This is a genomic window from Desulfoferrobacter suflitae, assembly GCF_022603395.1.
In the GTDB taxonomy this organism is placed as follows: domain Bacteria; phylum Desulfobacterota; class Syntrophobacteria; order Syntrophobacterales; family Syntrophobacteraceae; genus Desulfoferrobacter; species Desulfoferrobacter suflitae.
Window position 1 is genome coordinate 23,472 of record NZ_JAIBKA010000011.1, and the last position, 20,420, is coordinate 43,891.

Below are 20,420 nucleotides of genomic sequence, written 5' to 3' on the forward strand. Positions count from 1 at the left end.
CAGCTAATTTCCAGGGGCACGCTTCCCGCGCACCATTGATTCCATGGCAAAGCGCGCAGCCCCCAGCAGTGCGGCATTGTCCCCGAGCCGACTGGGCAGGATGATCATCGCACTTTCCTGCAACATGCAGCAATGATCTGCCAGGCTCTTGCGCAGAGGCTCGATGAACAGGTCCCAAGCGTCACTGACGCCTCCTCCAATGATGGCATGGCGAATACCCAGGAAAGTGAAGAGATTGCCTATGGTCAGCCCCAATGCCCACCCCATCCGCTCGAATAGCTTGATCGCTGTGGAGTCTCCTCTGACGGCCTCCAGGTAGACATCCTTTGCCGTAAGAGTGCGGGTGCTGCACAGTTCGGCGAGGCGGCTGCCTGCCCGCGTGCCGCCGGTTACACTTTGTCTGGCTCCTTCTGTCAGTGCCCGGCCCGATGCATGAGTTTCCAGACAACCCCTCATGCCGCAGGCACAAACCGGCCCGTTGGCATCGATGATCATATGGCCGATTTCCCCGGAAAAGCCGAGCCCATCACCGTTCCACAATCGGTTTCCCAAAAATAAACAGCCCCCCACCCCGGTTCCTAAAGTGATCCCTATCCAATTTTGCATCGCGCCGGCGGCCCCAAGCCACTGTTCGCCCAGACCGAAAACGTTGGCATCATTTTCCATGAAAACCGGAAGCTGGATTTGATCCTGCAGTTCAGCAGCAAGGGGGTAGTTATTCATTGGCGGCAAATTCGGTGAAAAAATCACACGTCCTTTTCCTGCGTCAATTTTTCCTGCAACCCCAAGACCAATGGAAGCAACGCGGCCCGAGAGTTCGATGCTCCTGGCAACGAGTCGTCGGCACTGCTCGGCCAACCGTCTGCCGGCCTGTTGAGCGCCGAGCGAAATGTCGGTGGCAACCTTTTGCGCTTCAATAATGTTCCCCTGGCGATCCACCAGGGCCGTCCTCATGTGGGTGCCGCCGATATCGGCCCCGATGTAGAATTGTTTTTGCATCAGCTCAAAGCCCTCCTGGTGATCATCCGGCCGCGCACTCCATCGCCGGTTCTTGACAAGAATGACCCCTTTCTCTCTTCTTCCAATCGTAACGGTTTTCGGGTAAATTCCAGTGCACGTGAAGGCCCAAGAACGGACGGTGGTTGCTTTAAAATTATTGACGTGCGCTTATCAAATGGCAAAGGGTTTCGAGTGAAAGTGGCAGCATCGCTGGAGAGAGCGGAGGAAGGTCCAACCGAGAAAGTCTGGCTGTATGCCAAATTGGTCTTGACCGCAATTTTCTGGGGGGGAACCTTTGTGGCCGGCCGCAGCATCGCCGGCCAGATCGATCCTTTTGCCGCCGCGTTTTTGCGTTTTGCCATTGCTTCCTGTTTCCTGGGCGCTTTTGTTTGGCGCTCTTACGGTGAGATTCCAAAACTCACAAAGCATGACTTTGTGCTGGTCTTTCTGCTCGGGTTGACGGGAGTTTTCACCTACAACGTGCTGTTTTTCTCGGGTCTTAAAACCGTTGCCGCCGGTCGTGCTTCGCTCATCATCGCGAGCAATCCTGCCTTCATTGCACTCTTTTCGTGCTGGCTGCTGCGCGAGCGCCTCGGCATAACGAAGGCGCTCGGCATTGTGCTTTCCATGGGGGGAGCCGTTGTCGTCATATCCCGCGGCAACCCTCTGGCCCTGCTGCACGGCGGAGCAGGCTGGGGAGAGCTGTACATTTTCGGATGCGTGCTGAGCTGGGTTTTGTACTCCTTGATAGGTAAATTTGCCATGAACAGGCTCACCCCGCTGGCGGCAGTCACCTATTCCTGCATCATAGGGGCAGCATGTCTCCTGCTGCCGGCTTCCATGCAAGGCTTATGGCAGCAGCTGGCCGGTTATTCCCTGGCAGTTTGGGTGGGGATCCTGTATCTGGGCTTCTTTGGCTCGGCCCTCGGTTTTTTCTGGTACTATCAGGGCATCAGGGAGCTTGGTGCATCGCAGGCCGGGGTCTTCATCAACCTTGTTCCGGTCAGCGCCATTCTTCTCGCTCACCTCGTCCTGCAAGAGGCGCTCGATGGGTCTCTTTTGATCGGTGCATGCCTGGTGATTGCAGGGGTGTATTACACCAACAGGCCCGGCAGGCGGCCTTCGATGACGGAAACAGAGCCGGGCTGATCCCCCCTGCACGGGTGAGGGTTCAGCGGCCCCGGTCGATGTCTCTGTCTACTTGCTTTCAGCGGCAGGCTGGTTAAGCGATTGCAGCTTGCCGGTGATTCCCTGCACATAATCCCAGCGTTGTTCCTCGGGCAGGATGCCGGTCTTGGGAAGAATCGCCAGATATTCTCGAATGGCGGCCTCTTTGTCGCCCCGCTTCTTATAGGCGTCGGCAAGGTAGAGGCGGTTCAGGGGATGGTCGGGAGCGATACGGATGGATTCTTCGGCAAGTTGGATGCACTTGTCAATATTGCCAAAAGGGGTCCATTCGGGCGCTCTGCAGTAAAGCAGCCCCAACACCCTGGAAGCTCCGCCGTGGTCGTATCCCGGCATGATGTTGCGGACGGTTTGCAGTTCCCGGATTCCCTCTTTGACAATGAAGAATGCCTGTAATCCTCCCACCTTTTGTGCCTTCTTCAACAGAAACAATCCGTGCCAGTAATGGCCTTCTGCGCGATGAGGATTGATTGCTATTGCCTCCGCAGCATACCGACCCACCTTTTCGTAGTAAGGGTATTCCTGATCGATATCCTGTTCGGGGTCGGCCATCAGATAATGGGCCTTTGCCAGGTAAATCGGTATTCTGACGTCCTCGGGGAAGCGGGCTCGAATGCCTTCCAGGAGCGCCGCCGCCTGCTGCAGGTCGGAAGGGCCGGCTGATTCCTTGTCAATCAGCTTGCGAGCTTGCGCGATAACGCGCTCTTTTTCTTTGGTCGCGTCACCCGCTGCCGGGGCATGTAGAGGAAATAGGGTCAATGTCAGTAGGATTATGGCCGGAATATTTCTTGTTCGCATTTTTGTCAGGAACTCTCTGGTAGGGTTTCCAAAACATTCGGAATGCTTCCTGAAACCTTTAAAATTCATTGTTCACGTTCTTCCTTAAAGCAATTTGCAAATACCCATTCCATGGCGCCAGCAATTGAGTCATTATATACAGCATTTTTGCTCTAAGGCAAACCGGCACATACTGGTGCAGACAAACGGTCAAGTCGGAAATGCCTGGTTGAAGAGCCGTCCGGCCCCTCCAACGAATGGCACAGAATGCGGCGCGCAGATCGATCCGGCCGGCCGAATAAAAGGGTGCACAGGGGGGCGTTGGCCATTATCAGAGGATTCTACAGTACAGATGTGAGCCTGTATCACTTGGCTTGGAATGGGCTCTCAGGTAAGCTGAATAGATCCTTCGGAGGGTTCGGCTGAAATGCGAGTCAAGCCGTGCCGGTCGCGACCTTTCAGGATAAGCAGCGAGCATTGCGAACGGCGGGCAACTCTTTCGGCAGGCGTTGGGCCGGTCATCTGCTGGAGCCATGTTTCAGCCCTGGGCGCGAGCACAATCAGGTCTGCCCTGCGCTCCCTCGCTACCCGGTCAATGGTCCGTGCCATTGGACCTTTGCGGACCAAACCATCAAGCTTTATGCCATGCATTGCCGCGACCTTCCGCGCGTGCTCAAGTACTGCGTGTCCCCCTGCAATGCTGGAATCAGATTGATTCGATACCATTCGTTGGCTGCCGAAAAAGCCCGGTTGCCTGAAAAGTACGGTCAATTCCCCGCCGATGGTGCCTGTCAGGGTCACGGCCCGTTCGGCTATGTCTTCTCCGTCCGTCCGGTCAAGGACGAGCAAAATTCTGTTCCAGGCTAATTCTTTGTTGTGAGGAATCACCAGGATGTCGCGCCGGCTGGATCGACTGATGCGTGAAATCACTCCGCCGGTGAGGAGCTCGTGAAGGAGGCAGCGGCCGGAATTTCCCAGCACAATGATATCCGCGTCCTCCTTTTCTGAATGCTCGACTATCTTTTCATCAACGTGCCCTTCTTCGCAGACGATGCCAATCGCGGTGCCCTGTTCTTCTGCGACTTCCATGGCCGCGTTGAGGATCTCTTCGCACTGGCCATGCAGCACGGCTTTGATATTCCTGACCCCCACGAGGTTCAGGTCACCCTCATAAGAAGGGGCCACGGTGATGACCGTGACCCCGCTTCTGGCCCACTGGGCAAGCCGGATGGATTCCTTCAAGGCATGCAGGCTTGCCGGGGAACCATCCACTGCGGTCAAGATTCTCCTAAGTTTTCGCATAGCCCTCTTCCAGCCGATACTCCTCCCTGCTGGCTCGACTCGCCTTCCACATGCTGCCCAGAATAATCGTGGCCCCCACGAGCAGTGCGATACACATGGATATAAAGCTCACTTTTGCTAGGATGTCAATCGTTGCCGCACTGACGTTTATGATGCCGAGCTGGTTGAGGTACCTTGGTACAGCCAGCCCGCGGCTCACCGCTACGATCAGCATGATGGTCGCCATGACGATTTTGATCATGTTCTCTTTGACGTACGTGGTACCGATGGCTCCCAGCTGAACGCCGAGCAGTGAGCCGGCAAGGATGATCAGGGTCAGGCGAATATCGACCATACCGTGCATCGCCCAGTTGATCGAACCGCCAAAGCCCATCACAAAAGCGATCACCAGCTCAGTTGCGGAAGCCACCAGGCTCGATGCCCCCACCACGTAGATCATGCCCGGAACGCCGATAAAGCCGCCTACGGCGATGGTGGCCGCCAGCATGCCGGTAGCAAATCCTACCGGAATGGTGAACCACAAGGATATTTTCAGATTGGCCCGCTTGAAATGGATCATCGGCGGCAGATTGATGGACTGCAACTTTCTGGCAAGGGCCGAAACTTTCTCGTTCCCACCGGACTTGGAGCTCCTCATGGCATCCAGAAACACGTAGCCACCGACAACGACCAGGATCACCACAAAAGAGAGGCTGACGTAAAGGTCCGACCCCGCCTGTCCCCATTTTGCCAGAATCCACTGCTGGATCTTGATGCCTATCTGAACACCCACCCCCGCTGACGCCGCCATGACGAGCCCCAGTTTGATGTCCACCTGACCGTATTTGTACCGCTTGAAGGCCCCAACCAGCGCTTTGGGGAACTTATGACACATATTGCTGGCCACCGCCACCGTGCCGGGCACGCCAAGGCTCATCATGCCGGGTGTCAATACGAATGCTCCTCCCGATCCAATGAAACCACTGACCAGCCCTCCGATAAACCCAACCAGGAATAAGAAACCGATGGATAGCACATTCAAATCAATAAACTGGATTATTTCCTGAGATACTTCGTGCATGGTAGGACTCCTCTGTTGATTCAGTGACTTGGTTCAAGTTATGCGAACAACCAGGTCGGCGCGTCTTCAATTCAATCAAATGCCGCCTGCGAGGCGCCGAACCGGTGATCGGGCCGGGGCCTCGATTTCAAGCGCCGCGACTAAAGTCTGTGAAAGGGGTTGACGTAAGCGTATGCGCGCGGCTTTTTGGCTGCCTTCTTGCGTTTTTCCACAACTTTCTTTTCCGTCTGCCGTAAAGCATCTTTCTTCATGGCCTCGATTCCCAGAAGCGACCACAGATTGCTGGCAAAGGCTCCGTGTGCAAATGAAAACAGAAACACTGTCGCAACCGGCAGGGCGCCGTACCATCCCCCTTTGGTGAAGTAGGTCATGACGCTGTCGGCATTGAGAAACACCGCCGCGTACATCCCAACGGTCAGCAACCCGTAGCCGATGGTTTGCCCGACCGGCTTCTTCTTTGTCAAAATTTGTTCTGTTGCCATGTCTTTTCCTCCCTTTTCCTTGAATGAATTTGAAACAACACTGAACATCGGTATGGTGACTTCCCTGGCGACGGCTTCCGTGTAGACCCCGGAGTCCGCCACCACAAATTCGATCCGCTTCACCTCATGGTTGAGCTCCTCGACCGCTGCACCGAGGTCGCCAAACTTCACCGCGTGACTAAAACCGATGCCGCGGCGCGATGCCTTGCGGCGGAACTGTTGAACAAACTTTTTGGACTTGCGGCTGCCCGTCTTCCCTGATCCCTCGGGACAGACATTCATTGCCAGCAGGTCATAATCCAGCCGTTCGGCCAAATGGATGGAATAGTCCATTGAGTCGGGCGAGAAAAACTGCCGCGTCGCAACGACCAGGATTTTTCTCCGTTCCTGGAAAGAAGCCGTTTCCCTCTTGTTATCGTTCATGCTATCCTGCACCTCCTTTCGGGAGTTGAACTCAACAGCCGGTGCCATAGCTACTGACCATTACAAGGCGTGTGCCATTTCTGCGTAAAACATCTAACAGGTTGATTTGGCTCTATAAAAAACATTGTAATGAGGCTGAGGCGGTGTATGGTGTGTGTTGCATAATGCAATATCTCTCCCTCACATCGGTTTTCAGATTGTTTTTTAATCGCTTGATTTAACTCAGTAATTTGATTTTTTGCTGACAGCTGTTGCACCGTTACAATGTGCAACATTCAGCCGGGATAAAAACATGGCTCTCTTCCGTAAATCTGTTCCAACCGAATCGTCGTCTCCGGCCGTGACCGAGGATCTGGCAGAGTTGCGTGCGGCAATCGACAAGGCTCACCTGCCCGAACAGGCAAGAACGGTTGCCGACAGGGAATTCGAGCGGCTTGAAAAGATGGACGTTTCCATCCCTGAGTATGCCATCGGGCTGAACTACCTCGATTTTCTGCTGGCACTGCCGTGGCATGCCTTCACCGAGGACAACCTCGATTTGCACAGGGCTGAGGACATCATGGAAACCCAGCATTACGGCATTCGCCACGTCAAAGAACGGATGCTGGAGTATCTGGCTGTGCGCACTCTTTGCAGCACCGGGGAGTACCACATCCTGGTGGTAGACGACGAAGAGATCGCCCGGACCAACATGCAGTACGTTCTGCAGAAGGAAGGATACCTGGTTCGAGCGGCGGCTAACGGACTCGAGGCATTGGCCGAGATGAAACAACGCGAGTTCGATCTGATCCTCACTGACCTGAAGATGGAGAAGATGGACGGGATCCAGCTGCTCGAGTCGGCCAAGCACATTGCACCGCACACTCAGGTCGTGTTGATAACCGGTTTTGCTACGGTCAGTTCGGCGGTGGCGGCCCTGAAAAAGGGGGCGGCTCACTATCTGCCCAAACCCATCGATCTGGAGGAATTACGTTCGACTGTGCGGCAGCTGCATGAGAAGAAACGTTACATGCAGATGACGCGCAGCCCGATTCTGTGCTTCAGTGGCCCGCCGGGAACGGGCAAGACCTCCATAGGGCGATCCATTGCCGAGGCCCTCGAACGTAAATTTGTGCGCATTTCCTTGGCGGCGCTGCGGGACGAAGCGGATTTGCGAGGACATCGGAGGACCTATGTGGGTGCCATGCCGGGAAGGATATTGAATGAGATCAAACGCCTGGGGGTTAGAAATCCGATTTTTATGCTGGACGAGATCGACAAGATCGGCCAGGATTTCAGGGGCGATCCCGCCTCCGTGCTGCTGGAAATCCTCGATCCGGAACAAAACAGCCATTTTATCGATCATTACCTGGATTTGCCCTTCGATCTGTCCAGTGTCATGTTCATCGCGACGGCCAACGTGGTGGAAAGGCTTCCCGCCCCTTTGCTCGATCGCCTTGAGGTGATCCCGTTCCCGGGCTACACGGAAAAAGAGAAGAAGAACATCGCCAGGAAGTATCTCATTCCCCGCCAGTTGCGCGAGCACGGTCTGAGCCATGCAGGGATCGGATTCAGCGATGAAGCGGTCGTGAAGATCATCCGAGATTATACACTGGAGGCGGGATTGCGCAATTTGGAACGGCAGATTGCAACCGTTTGCCGCAAACTGGCCCGGCTTCTGCTCCAATCCGAAGGCCAGGCGCAACAGCTCAATGTCGATGAGGATATGGCTGAAAAGTTGCTCGGTGTGCCCAGATTCACTCATGAAATTGCCGCCGGTAAAGACCGCCTGGGGGTGACCACGGGTTTGGTTTGGACGGAATTCGGCGGGGAAATCATCGCGGTGGAGGCCACCATGATGAAAGGCAGCCAGCAGCTGATCCTCACCGGCTCCCTGGGCAACGTGCTGCAGGAATCGGCGCAAACGGCTTTGAGCTACATTCGCAGCAACGCCTCCCGCTTTGCTCTTGATGCGGGCTTTTTTGACGACCGTGATATCCATATCCATATTCCTGCCGGTGCCATACCTAAGGACGGCCCCTCAGCCGGTCTGACCATAACTCTGGCCCTGCTTTCACTGCTCACCAATCGACCGGCCCGCAGGGCCGTGGCCCTCAGCGGGGAAATTACTCTAAGCGGCAATATTCTACCTGTGAGCGGCATACGCGAAAAGATCCTTGCTGCCCAGCGGGCGGGAGTCAAGACCGCGGTCTTTCCCCTGCGCAATAAGGTGGATGTGGACAATCTGGAAGAAGATGTGAAACAGGACGTAAAGGTTGTCCTCGCCGATGAGGTGCCGCAACTGCTGGATTTAGTGCTGGTGTGAACTAATCCATGTGATAACGTTTGAGTTTGCGCCACAGGGATACGCGGTCGATGCCCAAAATTTCGGCGGCCCTGGTCTTGTTGCCGTCGACCTGTTCGAGAACCCAGGCAATGTGCTCCTGTTCGTTTTCCTCCAGGGTCTTGAATTCGCGCCTGGGGCGCTGGAGTTTATGAGCCATCCGCTGCAGGTCGGGCGGCAGGTGATGCACTTCGATGGTTTTTCCTTGAGCCAGGGCTACGGCGCGCTCCATGATGTTTTCCAACTCGCGCACATTGCCCGGAAAGGGGTAAGATAACAGAATATCCAGAACATCGTCTGCGATGGCCTCTACCTGTTTGCCCTGCGCCTCTGCAATCTTGCGCAGAAAGTGAAGGCTGAGCAGCAAAATATCCTCCCTGCGATCCGCCAGGCGCGGTACAATCAGGTGAATCACATTCAACCGATAATAGAGGTCCTGGCGGAAATTGCCCTGCTTGACCTCTTCCTTGAGGTCCTTGTTGGTGGCAGCCAGCACCCGGATGTCGATGGGAATTTCCTCGGTCCCACCCACCCGCATGAGGTTCCGTTCCTGCAATACCCGCAACAGTTTCACCTGCATGGCCGGGGGCATATCGCCTATTTCATCGAGCAGAATCGTTCCTCCATGGGCCGCCTCGAGCAGACCTTGTTTGATGCCGCGCGCTCCGGTGAAGGCCTCCTTTTCATGTCCGAACAGCTCGTTGGCCAGCAAGTCGCCGCTCAGCGCCGCGCAGTTGAAGGCCAGAAAACGATTGGCGGACCTGGGGCTGAGGCGGTGTATGGTTTTTGCCACCAGCTCTTTGCCGGTTCCAGTTTCCCCCTGGATGAGCACGCTGCAATCGGTGGGAGCGATTTGTTCGATGGTTTTCTTGAGGGTCTCCATTTCCCGGCTGTTGCCGATCATCAGGGGGACGTCCTGGCGCTCTTCGAGCCGCCGCCGCAATTCACCGACTTCCAGGCGCAACAGCCTCTTTTCCATGGCCTGGCGGACCAGAGTGCGCACTTCCTCGATATTGTAGGGTTTGGGAACGTAGTGATAAGCCCCCAGCTGCATGGCTTCGACGGCGCTATTCACGGTGGCATAGCCGGTCAGAATGATGACCTCGGTGGCGGGATAAAGCTGCTTGACAGCGCGCAGCACGGCAAGTCCATCCACCGGCTGCATGCGCAGGTCGGTCATGACCAGATCGAATTCGCGCCGTTCCAGTTGTCGGATCGCCGCTTCTCCGTTTTCCGCACAAACCGTGATGTAGCCCTCCCTGCGCAATATATGCTCAAGGTTTTCCCGGGCGATGGGTTCGTCGTCCACGATCAGAATCCGAGCTTCACTCATCCGGTCTTACGCTCCCCGGCAAACTGCTTCATGGGGAAAACGGATGATGAACTGGGTGCCCTTTCCTTCCTCACTCTGCACGGAAATGGAGCCGTGATGCTTTTGGATGATGCCGTAAGCGATGGAGAGTCCCAGGCCGGTGCCGATGCCCACCTCCTTGCTGGTAAAAAATGGATCAAAAATGCGGCCTATTTCATGCTGCGCAATGCCGACGCCGGTGTCCTGAACGGTGATGATCACTTCGTTGGTGTCCAATGCCTGGCGCGCCGTGATCTTGATCTGCCCGGGGGGTGCGATGGCATGGACGGCATTTTCGATGAGGTTCAGGAAGACCTGCTGCATACGCTGCGCATCGAGATTTAGAGAGAGATTTTGAGGGATCTCTTTGATGATCTCGATTCCTGGAGGAATTTGACTGGACATCAAGGCCACCGAACGGTCTACAATCTGCGCCAGCGAGGTCGGTGCCAGGCAGAACTCCCGCACGCGCGAAAACTCCAGAAGTCCCCGTACAATATCCCGCGCACGGTGCACCTCCTGCTCGATGTTCATGAGCATCCGGCGGGCCAGGTCCCCTTCCTCGAGAGCAAGTTCTTCCAGCAGGATTTGACAGGAGGTGGAAATATTGTTGAGCGGGTTGTTGAGCTGATGTGCCACCCCGGAGGTGAGGGTTCCCAAAGAGGCGAGTTTTTTCGTCTGCAGCAGTTGATCCTGCCTTTTGATCAGTTCGGCTACCATGCGGTTGAAGGCTTCCACCACCGTCTGGGTTTCGTCGTGGGTTTCGAGCACCGGAATCGGCCTGAAATCGCCTGAGGCAATGCGCACGGTGGTTTTCTCGATGACTCGCAGAGGTCGAATGATCTTCTGCGCCACAATAGTGATGAGAAATCCTCCGAGTACCAGGAAGGCCGATAGGGATAACAGTAGCTGAGCCTTCAAAGTGCGGATGATGTTCAAGATCCTTTTCCGTTCGAAGGAGACCAGGTCCTGTGAGAAATCCACCAGTGCTTTGCCCCGTTCACGCAGCTGTTCATTCACCAATGCGGCGTCGACGGTGTTGGGGTGTTCATCCGCTGCCAGCTGCGTGATCACGTCGTGATAGGCAAGAAATTCTTGTGCAATGGAGTTCAACAGCGGGGCACCCTTGAGGGATTCCATTTCGGGTGAGATTTTCTGCAACAGTTCCATGCCCTGATCCAGGTAGCGGCGATTCTCAATGAGATCCTCCCTGGAGCCATAGAGCAGGTAGTTCTTTTCATAGCGCCGAACTTCCAGAATGATGTTGCTGAGGTCGTCTGCCACCTCGACAAAATGCTGCTTGCGCTCGATTTCCACCAGGTAGTGGTAAGAGATTCCGCCAACCAGCCCGATCACCAGCATGCAAAGAGCGAACCCGACAATGACTTTCTGTCGTATGTTCAAATTGGGCAAAAACTTCCAGCGCATGGGCCATGTCCTCCGGGTGTTTCGATCGGACCGGATCGAGCCCGTCTGCTCGCCGTCGCAAGGCTCTTGCTCGAGTTCATTCCTGCATGGAGCGGACCGGTTCTCAATCTCGTGCTTCCATGGTCTGCCCGAACCTGCTCAGCGCAGGCGCGCTCCACACCTGGGGCAACGCGTCGGGTTGATGGCGGTTCCCAGATAGTATCGATCGTGAGCGCGAACGATTTCGTTGCAGACCGGGCATCGGTACTGCCAGAATCCCCGCAGAGCAAACACCACACCGGCTATCAGCTGAGCGATTGCGGCCGCTGTCCAGCCCGCCCGGCCAATCCCCAGGAATCCGTCTATTGCCTCGGAAAATTGTTTTGCCGCAAGCCCGAGAGCAAACAGGATCAGGGCGAGGAGGAAATTTTGCAGCATGGTTTTTCTGCGCTGCTGAAATTCCACAACCACTGGGTCTCGTTCAGTTTCCGGCATGGATTGGCGCTCCTACCATCCTCCGTTCTGCAGCACCCTGCGCAGTAATAGAAAATGCCGACTTGGCAGGCTGTGCGGAAATTGGCTTGCCGCCCCCGGTCGTCATTGCCGCGTTTTCAGCCAGGATCCAGCGGCGGGTTGCTCACATTGCGAAAAACACGCTCCTCACTGCCGAAAGCTCTTCTCTGGATAGGTTCTTGAGCGCCAGGGCCAGAAACGATTGGGTAATGTCCCAGTTGCGCCCCTTGTTGGTCTGACGATTGCAATCCACCAAAAATACCAGCCATGTTTTCAATTGCGGGATCTCCTGAAAAAGGATTGAGCAGCACTCTATTGCTCTTAAAAAAACCATTATAGCCTTAAGTGCCGGTGCAGGCCATAAAGAATTTGGCGGGGACCCGTCTCGTTCCTGCAACTGGAGATAAACCGCACGGGGCACAGCGGCGGGCCTGACGGGCAATTTCAAAAAGGCTGTAAAAATTTATTCGAAGATGCGCGCAAAATGCATTTTTGGGTTTGACTTTTTGCGTCAAATGAGCGAATGAAATAGCGGCTATTAGCACTCGATATAGTAGAGTGCTAATAGCCGCTGAGGCGCTGCCGGCAGGCAGCAGGAAGTGACCAAACATATGCGTAATAAGGAGGAGCCCTGATATGAATTTGCGGCCGTTACAAGATCGAGTCATCATCAAACGAACTGACGAAGAGGAAAAGACCGCGGGAGGCATCATCATTCCCGACACCGCCAAGGAAAAGCCCCAGCAGGGAAAGGTGATCGCGGTCGGCCATGGCAAGATTATGGAAAACGGCAGTGTCAGCCCGATGACGGTGAAGGCGGGGGACCGTGTTCTGTTCAGCAAGTATGCCGGCACCGAAGTTAAGATAGAGGGCGAAGAGCACTTGATCATGCGAGAAGACGATATCCTGGCGATCGTGCAGTAGCGACACAAACGGTGTGACAACGAAGGAGGAACAATTCTATGGCTGCAAAAGAAATAAAATACTATGGCGAAGCCAGGGAGAAAATCATGAAGGGTGTCGATACCCTGGCGAATGCGGTCAAGGTCACCCTGGGACCCAAGGGCCGCAATGTGGTTCTGGAGAAATCGTGGGGATCTCCGACCATCACCAAGGACGGGGTCACCGTTGCCAAAGAAATCGATCTGGAAGACAAGTTTCAGAACATGGGTGCCCAGATGGTCAAGGAAGTGGCCAGCAAGACCTCCGATGTAGCAGGGGATGGTACCACCACCGCGACCATTCTGGCGCAGGCTATCTACCGTGAAGGTTCCAAACTGGTGGCCGCCGGGCATAATCCCATGGCGCTCAAACGCGGCATCGAAAAGGCCGTAGCCGCCTCCATCGAGGAGCTCAAGAAGCTGAGCAAGCCCACTAAGGACCAGAAGGAGATCGCCCAGGTGGGCACCATCAGCGCCAACAATGATGCCACCATTGGCGGCATCATTGCCGAAGCCATGAACAAGGTGGGCAAAGAAGGCGTCATTACGGTGGAAGAGGCCAAGAGTATGGACACCACTTTGGAAGTGGTCGAGGGGATGCAGTTTGACCGAGGCTACATTTCGCCCTATTTTGTGACCGATCCCGAGCGCATGGACATCACCCTGGAGGAGCCCTACCTGCTGCTCAACGAAAAAAAGATCAGCAACATGAAGGACTTGCTGCCGATCCTCGAACAAATTGCCAAGATGGGCAAACCGCTCCTGATCATCGCCGAAGATGTGGAAGGGGAGGCGTTGGCCACCCTGGTTGTCAACAAGCTGCGCGGCACTCTCAAGGTGTGTGCGGTCAAGGCGCCCGGTTTCGGCGATCGGCGCAAGGCGATGCTGCAAGACATAGCCATCCTGACGGGAGGCCAGGTCATTTCAGAAGACCTCGGCATCAAGCTCGAGAACGTAGCCCTGAATGATCTTGGTACCGCCAAAACCATCAAAGTGGACAAGGACAACACCACCATCGTGGATGGCGGTGGGTCGCGCGAAGCCATTGAAGGCCGAGTGAAACAAATCCGCGCACAGATTGAAGAAACCACCTCCGATTATGATCGCGAGAAGCTGCAGGAACGGCTCGCCAAATTGGTCGGCGGAGTGGCGGTCATCCAGGTGGGGGCGGCGACTGAAACGGAAATGAAAGAAAAGAAGGCGCGCGTCGAGGATGCGTTGAACGCGACCCGTGCGGCTGTCGAGGAAGGGATTGTTCCCGGCGGCGGCGTAGCCCTGCTGCGTTGTGTTGCTGCCTTGGAGAAGCTGGAGGTTTCCGGCGAAGACGCTTTTGGCGTCAACATCGTGAAACGTGCACTGGAAGAACCGGTTCGGCAGATTGCCAGCAATGCCGGCCACGAAGGCTCGGTTGTGGTGGAGCGCGTCAAGCGGGAAACGGGGTCCTTCGGCTTCAACGCCGAGACGGAAGCGTATGAGGATCTCACGGCGGCCGGCGTCATCGATCCCACCAAGGTGGTGCGGTTTGCTCTGCAGAACGCCGCCAGTGTCGCTTCGCTGCTCATAACCACCGAGGCGATGATTGCCGAAAAACCGAAGAAAAAGGAACCTGCTCCTCCCATGCCCGGCGGTGGCATGGAAGACATGTACTAGAATTTGCCAATCCGGCGGCTTGCCGGCGGCCTGCCCGCCGCCGGCAAGAGTTCCCCACCTCGCTGTGCTCTGCTGCGAGCAATCCCCCGAGAGACCAGCCTTTGCCCGACAGACGCCCCTTCATGGGCCCCGTCATGCCCGTGCAATCCCGCGCCGGAGCTTGTCCGGCGAGGCCACCGCCCGACATTTCTCCAAGTTTCTTTTGGCTCATGATCGGTTACAATCTTTGCGTTTTATCGTGCAGCGATCTCTGCTGAAATTTGTTTGTGGCTAGATTTGTGATCAGAAAGGAATATTCTCTTGTCCGGCGACAATGTGATTCGCTTGCGGGGTGTGTGCCAACACAACCTGAAAAACCTGGACCTGGATCTGCCGTTGAATCGATTGATCGCCGTCAGCGGCGTGAGCGGTTCGGGCAAATCGAGCCTGGCACTCCACACCCTGTATGCCGAAGGCCAACGCAGGTACGTGGAGACCTTTTCGCCCTATGTGCGCCAGTTTCTGGAGCGCATGGATCCGCCCCGGGTCGAATCCATCGACGGCATCCCCCCCGCCATCGCCATTGAATCGGGCACCGCCGTGCGCAGTTCACGTTCGACCGTCGGTACCATTACAGAAATCAACGATCACCTGAAAATCCTCTACGCCCGCCTGGCAGTGCCCCATTGCCCGCACTGTGAAAAGCCCGTCGAGCAGGATAATCCGCAAAGCATTCTGCAGAAATTGAACGATCTTCCGGCGGACAGCCGGGTTCTGGTCACTTTTCCCTATCAACCGAAGCCCCGGCAGGAATGGGTGCGCTACCTGATTTCTCAAGGTTTTTTACGCATTTTTGTCAATGCCCGGGTGGTTGACCTGGAAAGCCTCGATCCCGGTGCCATCAGAGACCTTGCTGACAGGGAAATCCTGGTGGTGGTCGATCGCATCCCCTGGGGCAGAATTCCCCCTGAGCGCGTGCTGGATTCCCTGGAGACGGCCATGCGCATGGGAGGCGGCCGCAGCGCCGTGGTTATTTTCCCCGACCAGGTGCGCCGGTTCAGTGCTGAGCTGCGCTGCGCCGGCTGTCCGGACGCCGAACCCATCGCCGCGCCGACACCCAACCTGTTCTCCTTCAACTCGCCGCTTGGAGCCTGCCCGGAATGCCGCGGATTCGGCCGCAGCATCGGAGTGGATGTGGATCTGGTCATTCCCGATCCGACCCTTTCCCTGGAGCAGGGGGCGATCAAGCCGTGGGGCATTGATCGGATGGAATTTGACGATCTGATGGAGTTTTGCCGAAAACAGGGCATTCCAACCGATGTTCCCTTTGTAGCGCTGCCCGCTTCGGCCAAAGACAAGATCATCAACGGTACCAAAGGATATTACGGGATCCATGGCTTTTTCGAGTGGCTGGAAACCAAGACTTACAAAATGCACGTGCGTGTCTTCCTGTCGCGCTTCCGCGCTTATGTGCCGTGTGCGGCGTGCGGAGGCAGCCGCTATCAGCCGATGACTCGACTCTACCGATTGCGCCATGTGCCCATCGATGAGTTGAGTGCCTGGTCCATCGGGCGCTGCCTCAACTTTTTCGACCAGCCGTGGCCGCAGCTGGCACGGGATGCGGCGGCTGCACTGCTGGTTGACGAGATTCGCAGCCGGCTGCAGTTTCTCAAGGCGGTGGGGCTCGACTATCTTTCCCTGGACCGTCAGTCGCGCACCCTTTCCGGGGGTGAGGTACAACGGGTGCATCTGACGCGCGCTCTCGGTTCGGCGCTGGTCAACGTGCTGTACGTGCTGGACGAACCCAGCGTGGGGTTGCATGCCCGTGATCAAAGGCGGCTGATGAGCCAGCTGCGACGCTTGGCCGACCTCGGAAACACGGTGGTGGTGGTCGAACACGATCCCGACATGATCCGTTTTTGTGACGAAGTGGTGGACATGGGTCCAAAGGGCGGCGAAAGGGGAGGGGAAATCGTCTACCAGGGGACGCCCCAGGGCCTGGCGGAGTGTGAGCAGAGTGTTACGGGCGGATACCTGAGCGGCCGTCTGCAGGTTACCTCCCCAGCAAGGCGGCGCCTGCCGGATCAAACCCGGCAACTGGTGCTTACGGGGGCACGTGAGAATAATTTAAAGAACCTTACCGTGCGCTTCCCGCTCGGGCTTCTGATCGGAGTCAGCGGGGTTTCCGGTTCGGGTAAGAGCACCCTGATTGAAAAGACACTCTACGCCAACTGGCTGCGCAGCGTCGGCAGACCCGCCGATCAACCGGGGTTGTGCGACGCCATCGAGGGGCTCGAACTGATCGATAACATGATTCTGGTCGACCAGCAGCCGGTGGGGCGAACCCCGCGAGCCAATCTTTTGACCTACACCAAAGCGTTGGACCCCCTCAGGAAGATGCTGGCTCAGACTCCCGAAGCGCAAGCCCGGGGATACTCGGCCGGGCATTTTTCGTTCAATGTTCCCGGCGGCCGCTGCGAATTGTGCAAAGGCGAAGGATTCGAACACGTCGAGATGCAGTTTCTGGCCGATGTGTACATCCGCTGCCCGCAATGCGGCGGCAGGCGCTTCAAGGAAGAAATTCTGGAAATCCGCTCGCACGGTCTTTCCATTGGTGACATGCTGGAGTGCACCGCGCAGGAGCTGCTGGCGGTTTTTCCCGACCTGGAGCCCCTGGCGAAGGCGCTCCATCCCGTATTGGCCATCGGCCTGGACTATCTGCGTCTGGGGCAACCCCTCAGCAGCCTTTCCGGCGGCGAGGCCCAAAGGCTTAAACTGGTCCGTTATCTCGCCCGGCCAAAGGGGCAGAACAATGCCCGCAGCGTTGGACGGCGCACACTGCTGCTGCTGGACGAACCGACCACCGGATTGCACCCGCACGATTTGCAAAAGCTTTTGGGGGTGCTGCAGCAAATTGTCGACAACGGCCACACCGTGCTGGTCATCGAACACAACCTGGACCTGTTGCAAGCCTGCGATTGGCTCATCGATCTCGGTCCTGAAGGAGGTGAACAGGGGGGCGGCCTGGTGGTGGAAGGTCCGCCGGAAGTGGTGAGCTCTCATGCCCAGAGCCACACCGGGCACTGCCTGAAGGAAAGAATGGCGGGGGTCGGCAAAATGCCCTGCGAAGCAGAGCATTCCATACCTGCCACGGCGAGGCAGGAATGGGCGAACCAGGCCGCTTCGCCAGGACCATCGCAGGATGACTCGAGCATCGTGGTGCGCGGTGCCCGGGAACACAATCTGCAATTGGATGAAATCCGTTTGAATCGCAATGAAATGATGGTCTTGACCGGGCTCAGCGGTTCCGGCAAATCCACCCTCGCCTTTGACGTACTGTTTGCCGAAGGACAGCGCCGCTACCTCGAGTGTTTGTCGACCTATGTGCGCCAGTATTTCAAAATTTTGGAAAAACCCGAGGTCAACCAGATACTCGGTCTGCCTCCGACGGTGGCCATCGAACAGCGCACCAGTCAGCTCACGCGCAGGTCCACCGTGGGCACCATAACGGAAATTTATCATTTCTTGCGGCTGCTTTTTGCCAAACTGGGGCGGCAGCACTGCCCCCACTGCGGCCAAGCGTTGGAAGCCCTGAGCTTCGACCGCATCCTTTCGATCCTGCAGCAAAAGCTTTCCAACGGCGGGGTGCAGGTGCTTGCGCCGCTCATTCGAGGTCGCAAGGGAATCTATCGCGACCTCTTTACGCGACTTTTCAAAATGGGATACCAGACGGTGCGTGTGGACGGCCGATGGATGCCGCTCGATCCCATACCCAGGCTGGACCGCTATCGCGAGCACGACATCGAGGTGCTGATTCCCGAGCTGGATCAAGCGTCCCTGTGGTCCAACGCATTCAGGGAAAGACTCAGACAGGCCCTGGCCATGGGGGGCGGTTCGTTGCACCTGGAAGGGCAGGGGTGGGCGGTTTTAAGCCAGCACCTGTATTGCTCTCACTGTCAGCAGGGGCTCGCGCCGCTCGATCCCAGGCTGTTTTCCTTCAACAGTCGGCAGGGGGCTTGCCCCCAATGCAGCGGAGTCGGCACAACGCAGCGCTTCAACCTGGAACGGCTGCTGGGTGCACCCGACGTTCCGCTGAAAGATGGCCTGCTGCCCTTCCTGGAGGCAAAAAAGCTGGCCGCCGCCTTCATGATCCGCCCGCGGGGGCGCGTGAAAAAACGCCTGGAGCGGTTTTGGCTGGAAGACCTGGGGATTGACCCGGAAAAGTCTTTTTACCAGCTGCCGGAGGACGTCCGCCAGGCCATGTTGCATGGCAACAGGGGCAAATTCCCGGGTTTGCTCGATCTGGTGGCGGATGTGAAGGAAGAGGACGGAGCCTGGTACGCGCTCGAGCCGTTCCATGATCAGGTGCCGTGCCCCGCATGCGCAGGGCAGCGCTTGAATCCTCAGGCACGCTCGGTTCTGGTAAAGGGGAAATCCATCGGAGATCTGGTCGCCTTGAGCGTCTCAGAGTTTCGCAAGATCTATGGGCGGCTGCGTTTCAACGATGGCGAACGCTCCATTGCCGCGCCAATTTCCAAAGAGATCCACGAGCGGCTGGTGTTTTTAAAGGAGGTGGGACTCGATTATCTTGCCCTGAATCGATCCGGCGATACTCTGTCGGGCGGCGAGACGCAGCGCATCAGGCTGGCGGCTCAGCTCGGTTCAAACCTCCGAGGGGTCTGCTACATCCTGGATGAGCCGACCATCGGTTTGCACCCGGCCGACAACGAGCGGCTGCTGCGCAGCCTGCGGCGACTCAAAACAAAGGGAAACACCATCGTCGTGGTGGAACACGATGCGGAAACCATGAAACGGGCCGATTCCCTGATCGAACTGGGGCCCGGGGCCGGCCGCGAAGGGGGGCACGTGGTGGCCCAGGGGCGCTTCAGGGACCTGTGCAGGCAGCCGGATACCCTGACCGGGCGGTGGTTTGGCAAACCGCTGGAAGCGGTTATGTGCCATGCCGCCGGCAAACCGTCGGTAGACAATGACAGCGAGGTTCAATGGTTGCACGTGGAGGGAGCCAGGGCGCGCAATTTGCGCGATATCGAGGTGCGCATCCCGCTGGGGACGCTGACTTGCGTGACCGGGGTTTCAGGGGCCGGCAAGAGCACCCTGCTGCACCAAGTGATCTACCGGGGGCTGCTGGAGCACCTGGGCAGGATCTACGGCGCCGGCGATTCGAGCTTCCACCGCATGCGCGGCCAGGAAAGCGTTTGCCGAGTGTTGCAGGTGGATCACAATCCCATCGGACGCACGCCACGTTCCATCCCGGCGACTTACGTGGGAGTGTGGGATGACGTGCGCAAACTGTTTGCGGCGCTGCCTGAAGCCAAAATGCGCGGGTTTCTGCCGGGACGATTTTCCTTCAATGTGGCCGGCGGTCGCTGTGAAGAGTGCAAAGGGCAGGGGCAGGTCAAGGTGAAGATGAACTTTTTGCCCGATGTCTACGTACCCTGCGAAACGTGCGGCGGCAGCCGTTTCAACAGGGAAACTCTGGTCATCCGCTACCGGGAAAGGAGCATTGCCGATGTGCTCGCCATGACCATCGAAGAAGCGGCACAGCTGTTCGATGCGGTGCCCGGGATCGCCCGACCGCTTCGTGTTCTGGTGGGTCTGGGATTGGGCTATTTGACTCTCGGGCAGCCCAGTCCCACCCTTTCGGGGGGGGAGGCGCAGCGTATTAAACTGGCAAGCGAACTGGGGAACCATCACGGGCACACCGTGTACCTGCTGGACGAACCGACCACGGGACTGCATCGCGCGGACGTGAAGCGGCTGATTGACGTGCTGCGCCATTTAATTGAACATGGGCATACGGCCCTGGTGATCGAACATAATCTGGATTTTATCCGGGCGAGCGACTACGTGATTGATCTGGGGCCGGGCGGCGGTGACCAGGGCGGTCGCGTGGTGGCAGCCGGAACGCCCTTCGAATTGCTCAATCAGACGGAAAATTCGGCAACGGCTCGCGCATTGTCTCAGCAGTTGCACAGCGAAACCAGCATATGTGCATGACTGGACCCGC

14 protein-coding genes are annotated in these 20,420 nt (G+C 57.0%); 5 read left to right on the top strand and 9 right to left on the bottom strand.

Annotated features, from left to right (window positions below):
• Positions 1-3: 3 nt before the first annotated feature.
• A complete protein-coding gene (locus K1V27_RS17655; RefSeq protein WP_258931379.1) occupies positions 4-999 on the bottom strand; it encodes an ROK family protein in 996 nt (331 codons plus the stop codon).
• Positions 1,000-1,191: 192 nt separating this feature from the next.
• Here K1V27_RS17655 and K1V27_RS17660 point away from each other — a divergent pair, with 192 nt between their 5' ends.
• Positions 1,192-2,148 (top strand): DMT family transporter, encoded by a 957-nt coding sequence (locus K1V27_RS17660; protein WP_258931380.1) that lies wholly within the window; start codon positions 1,192-1,194, stop codon positions 2,146-2,148.
• Between the two features lie 48 nt (positions 2,149-2,196).
• Here K1V27_RS17660 and K1V27_RS17665 read toward each other — a convergent pair whose 3' ends face one another.
• The 4 genes from K1V27_RS17665 to K1V27_RS17680 all read right to left on the bottom strand — a co-directional run bounded on the left by K1V27_RS17665 (position 2,197) and on the right by K1V27_RS17680 (position 6,228).
• The gene (locus K1V27_RS17665; protein ID WP_258931381.1) at positions 2,197-2,982 is read right to left on the bottom strand and encodes a tetratricopeptide repeat protein; all 786 of its coding nucleotides are present in this window, start codon (positions 2,980-2,982) and stop codon (positions 2,197-2,199) included.
• Positions 2,983-3,348: 366 nt separating this feature from the next.
• Complete coding sequence (locus tag K1V27_RS17670; protein ID WP_258931382.1) at positions 3,349-4,263, bottom strand: universal stress protein; 915 nt, start codon at positions 4,261-4,263, stop codon at positions 3,349-3,351.
• Positions 4,250-5,323, bottom strand: coding sequence for a sulfite exporter TauE/SafE family protein (locus K1V27_RS17675; RefSeq protein ID WP_258931383.1), 1,074 nt, complete (start codon positions 5,321-5,323; stop codon positions 4,250-4,252). The genes K1V27_RS17670 and K1V27_RS17675 overlap by 14 nt, the downstream gene beginning before the upstream one ends.
• A 140-nt stretch (positions 5,324-5,463) precedes the next feature.
• Positions 5,464-6,228 (bottom strand): hypothetical protein, encoded by a 765-nt coding sequence (locus K1V27_RS17680; protein ID WP_258931384.1) that lies wholly within the window; start codon positions 6,226-6,228, stop codon positions 5,464-5,466.
• Positions 6,229-6,520: 292 nt separating this feature from the next.
• Here K1V27_RS17680 and lon point away from each other — a divergent pair, with 292 nt between their 5' ends.
• Positions 6,521-8,533 (top strand): endopeptidase La, encoded by a 2,013-nt coding sequence (gene lon / locus K1V27_RS17685; protein ID WP_258931385.1) that lies wholly within the window; start codon positions 6,521-6,523, stop codon positions 8,531-8,533.
• A 1-nt stretch (position 8,534) separates the two neighbouring features.
• On the opposite strand, the gene K1V27_RS17690 is transcribed toward lon, so the two are convergent.
• From K1V27_RS17690 to K1V27_RS17705, 4 genes are all read right to left on the bottom strand, one after another.
• The gene (locus K1V27_RS17690) at positions 8,535-9,884 is read right to left on the bottom strand and encodes a sigma-54-dependent transcriptional regulator (RefSeq protein ID WP_258931386.1); all 1,350 of its coding nucleotides are present in this window, start codon (positions 9,882-9,884) and stop codon (positions 8,535-8,537) included.
• 6 nt (positions 9,885-9,890) lie between these two features.
• Complete coding sequence (locus tag K1V27_RS17695) at positions 9,891-11,330, bottom strand: ATP-binding protein (RefSeq protein ID WP_258931387.1); 1,440 nt, start codon at positions 11,328-11,330, stop codon at positions 9,891-9,893.
• Between the two features lie 138 nt (positions 11,331-11,468).
• Positions 11,469-11,804, bottom strand: coding sequence for a hypothetical protein (locus K1V27_RS17700; protein ID WP_258931388.1), 336 nt, complete (start codon positions 11,802-11,804; stop codon positions 11,469-11,471).
• Between the two features lie 142 nt (positions 11,805-11,946).
• The gene (locus tag K1V27_RS17705) at positions 11,947-12,099 is read right to left on the bottom strand and encodes a hypothetical protein (RefSeq protein ID WP_258931389.1); all 153 of its coding nucleotides are present in this window, start codon (positions 12,097-12,099) and stop codon (positions 11,947-11,949) included.
• A 359-nt stretch (positions 12,100-12,458) separates the two neighbouring features.
• On the opposite strand from K1V27_RS17705, the gene groES reads away from it, so the two are divergent.
• From groES to uvrA, 3 genes are all read left to right on the top strand, one after another.
• Positions 12,459-12,746, top strand: a complete 288-nt coding sequence (gene groES, locus K1V27_RS17710) for a co-chaperone GroES (protein WP_258931390.1) — start codon at positions 12,459-12,461, stop codon at positions 12,744-12,746.
• 38 nt (positions 12,747-12,784) lie between these two features.
• Positions 12,785-14,413, top strand: coding sequence for a chaperonin GroEL (gene groL, locus K1V27_RS17715; protein ID WP_258931391.1), 1,629 nt, complete (start codon positions 12,785-12,787; stop codon positions 14,411-14,413).
• Positions 14,414-14,713: 300 nt separating this feature from the next.
• Complete coding sequence (gene uvrA / locus K1V27_RS17720) at positions 14,714-20,410, top strand: excinuclease ABC subunit UvrA (protein WP_258931392.1); 5,697 nt, start codon at positions 14,714-14,716, stop codon at positions 20,408-20,410.
• Positions 20,411-20,420: the final 10 nt, after the last annotated feature.

Bases quoted from the DNA above. Each gene is read 5' to 3' on its own strand.
- K1V27_RS17690 (WP_258931386.1), bottom strand. From the start codon at position 9,884: ATGAGTGAAGCTCGGATTCTGATCGTGGACGACGAACCCATCGCCCGG.
- K1V27_RS17700 (WP_258931388.1), bottom strand. From the start codon at position 11,804: ATGCCGGAAACTGAACGAGACCCAGTGGTTGTGGAATTTCAGCAGCGC.
- lon (WP_258931385.1), top strand. From the start codon at position 6,521: ATGGCTCTCTTCCGTAAATCTGTTCCAACCGAATCGTCGTCTCCGGCC.
- K1V27_RS17695 (WP_258931387.1), bottom strand. From the start codon at position 11,330: ATGCGCTGGAAGTTTTTGCCCAATTTGAACATACGACAGAAAGTCATT.
- K1V27_RS17665 (WP_258931381.1), bottom strand. From the start codon at position 2,982: ATGCGAACAAGAAATATTCCGGCCATAATCCTACTGACATTGACCCTA.
- K1V27_RS17680 (WP_258931384.1), bottom strand. From the start codon at position 6,228: ATGAACGATAACAAGAGGGAAACGGCTTCTTTCCAGGAACGGAGAAAA.
- K1V27_RS17675 (WP_258931383.1), bottom strand. From the start codon at position 5,323: ATGCACGAAGTATCTCAGGAAATAATCCAGTTTATTGATTTGAATGTG.
- K1V27_RS17655 (WP_258931379.1), bottom strand. From the start codon at position 999: ATGCAAAAACAATTCTACATCGGGGCCGATATCGGCGGCACCCACATG.
- groL (WP_258931391.1), top strand. From the start codon at position 12,785: ATGGCTGCAAAAGAAATAAAATACTATGGCGAAGCCAGGGAGAAAATC.
- K1V27_RS17670 (WP_258931382.1), bottom strand. From the start codon at position 4,263: ATGCGAAAACTTAGGAGAATCTTGACCGCAGTGGATGGTTCCCCGGCA.
- groES (WP_258931390.1), top strand. From the start codon at position 12,459: ATGAATTTGCGGCCGTTACAAGATCGAGTCATCATCAAACGAACTGAC.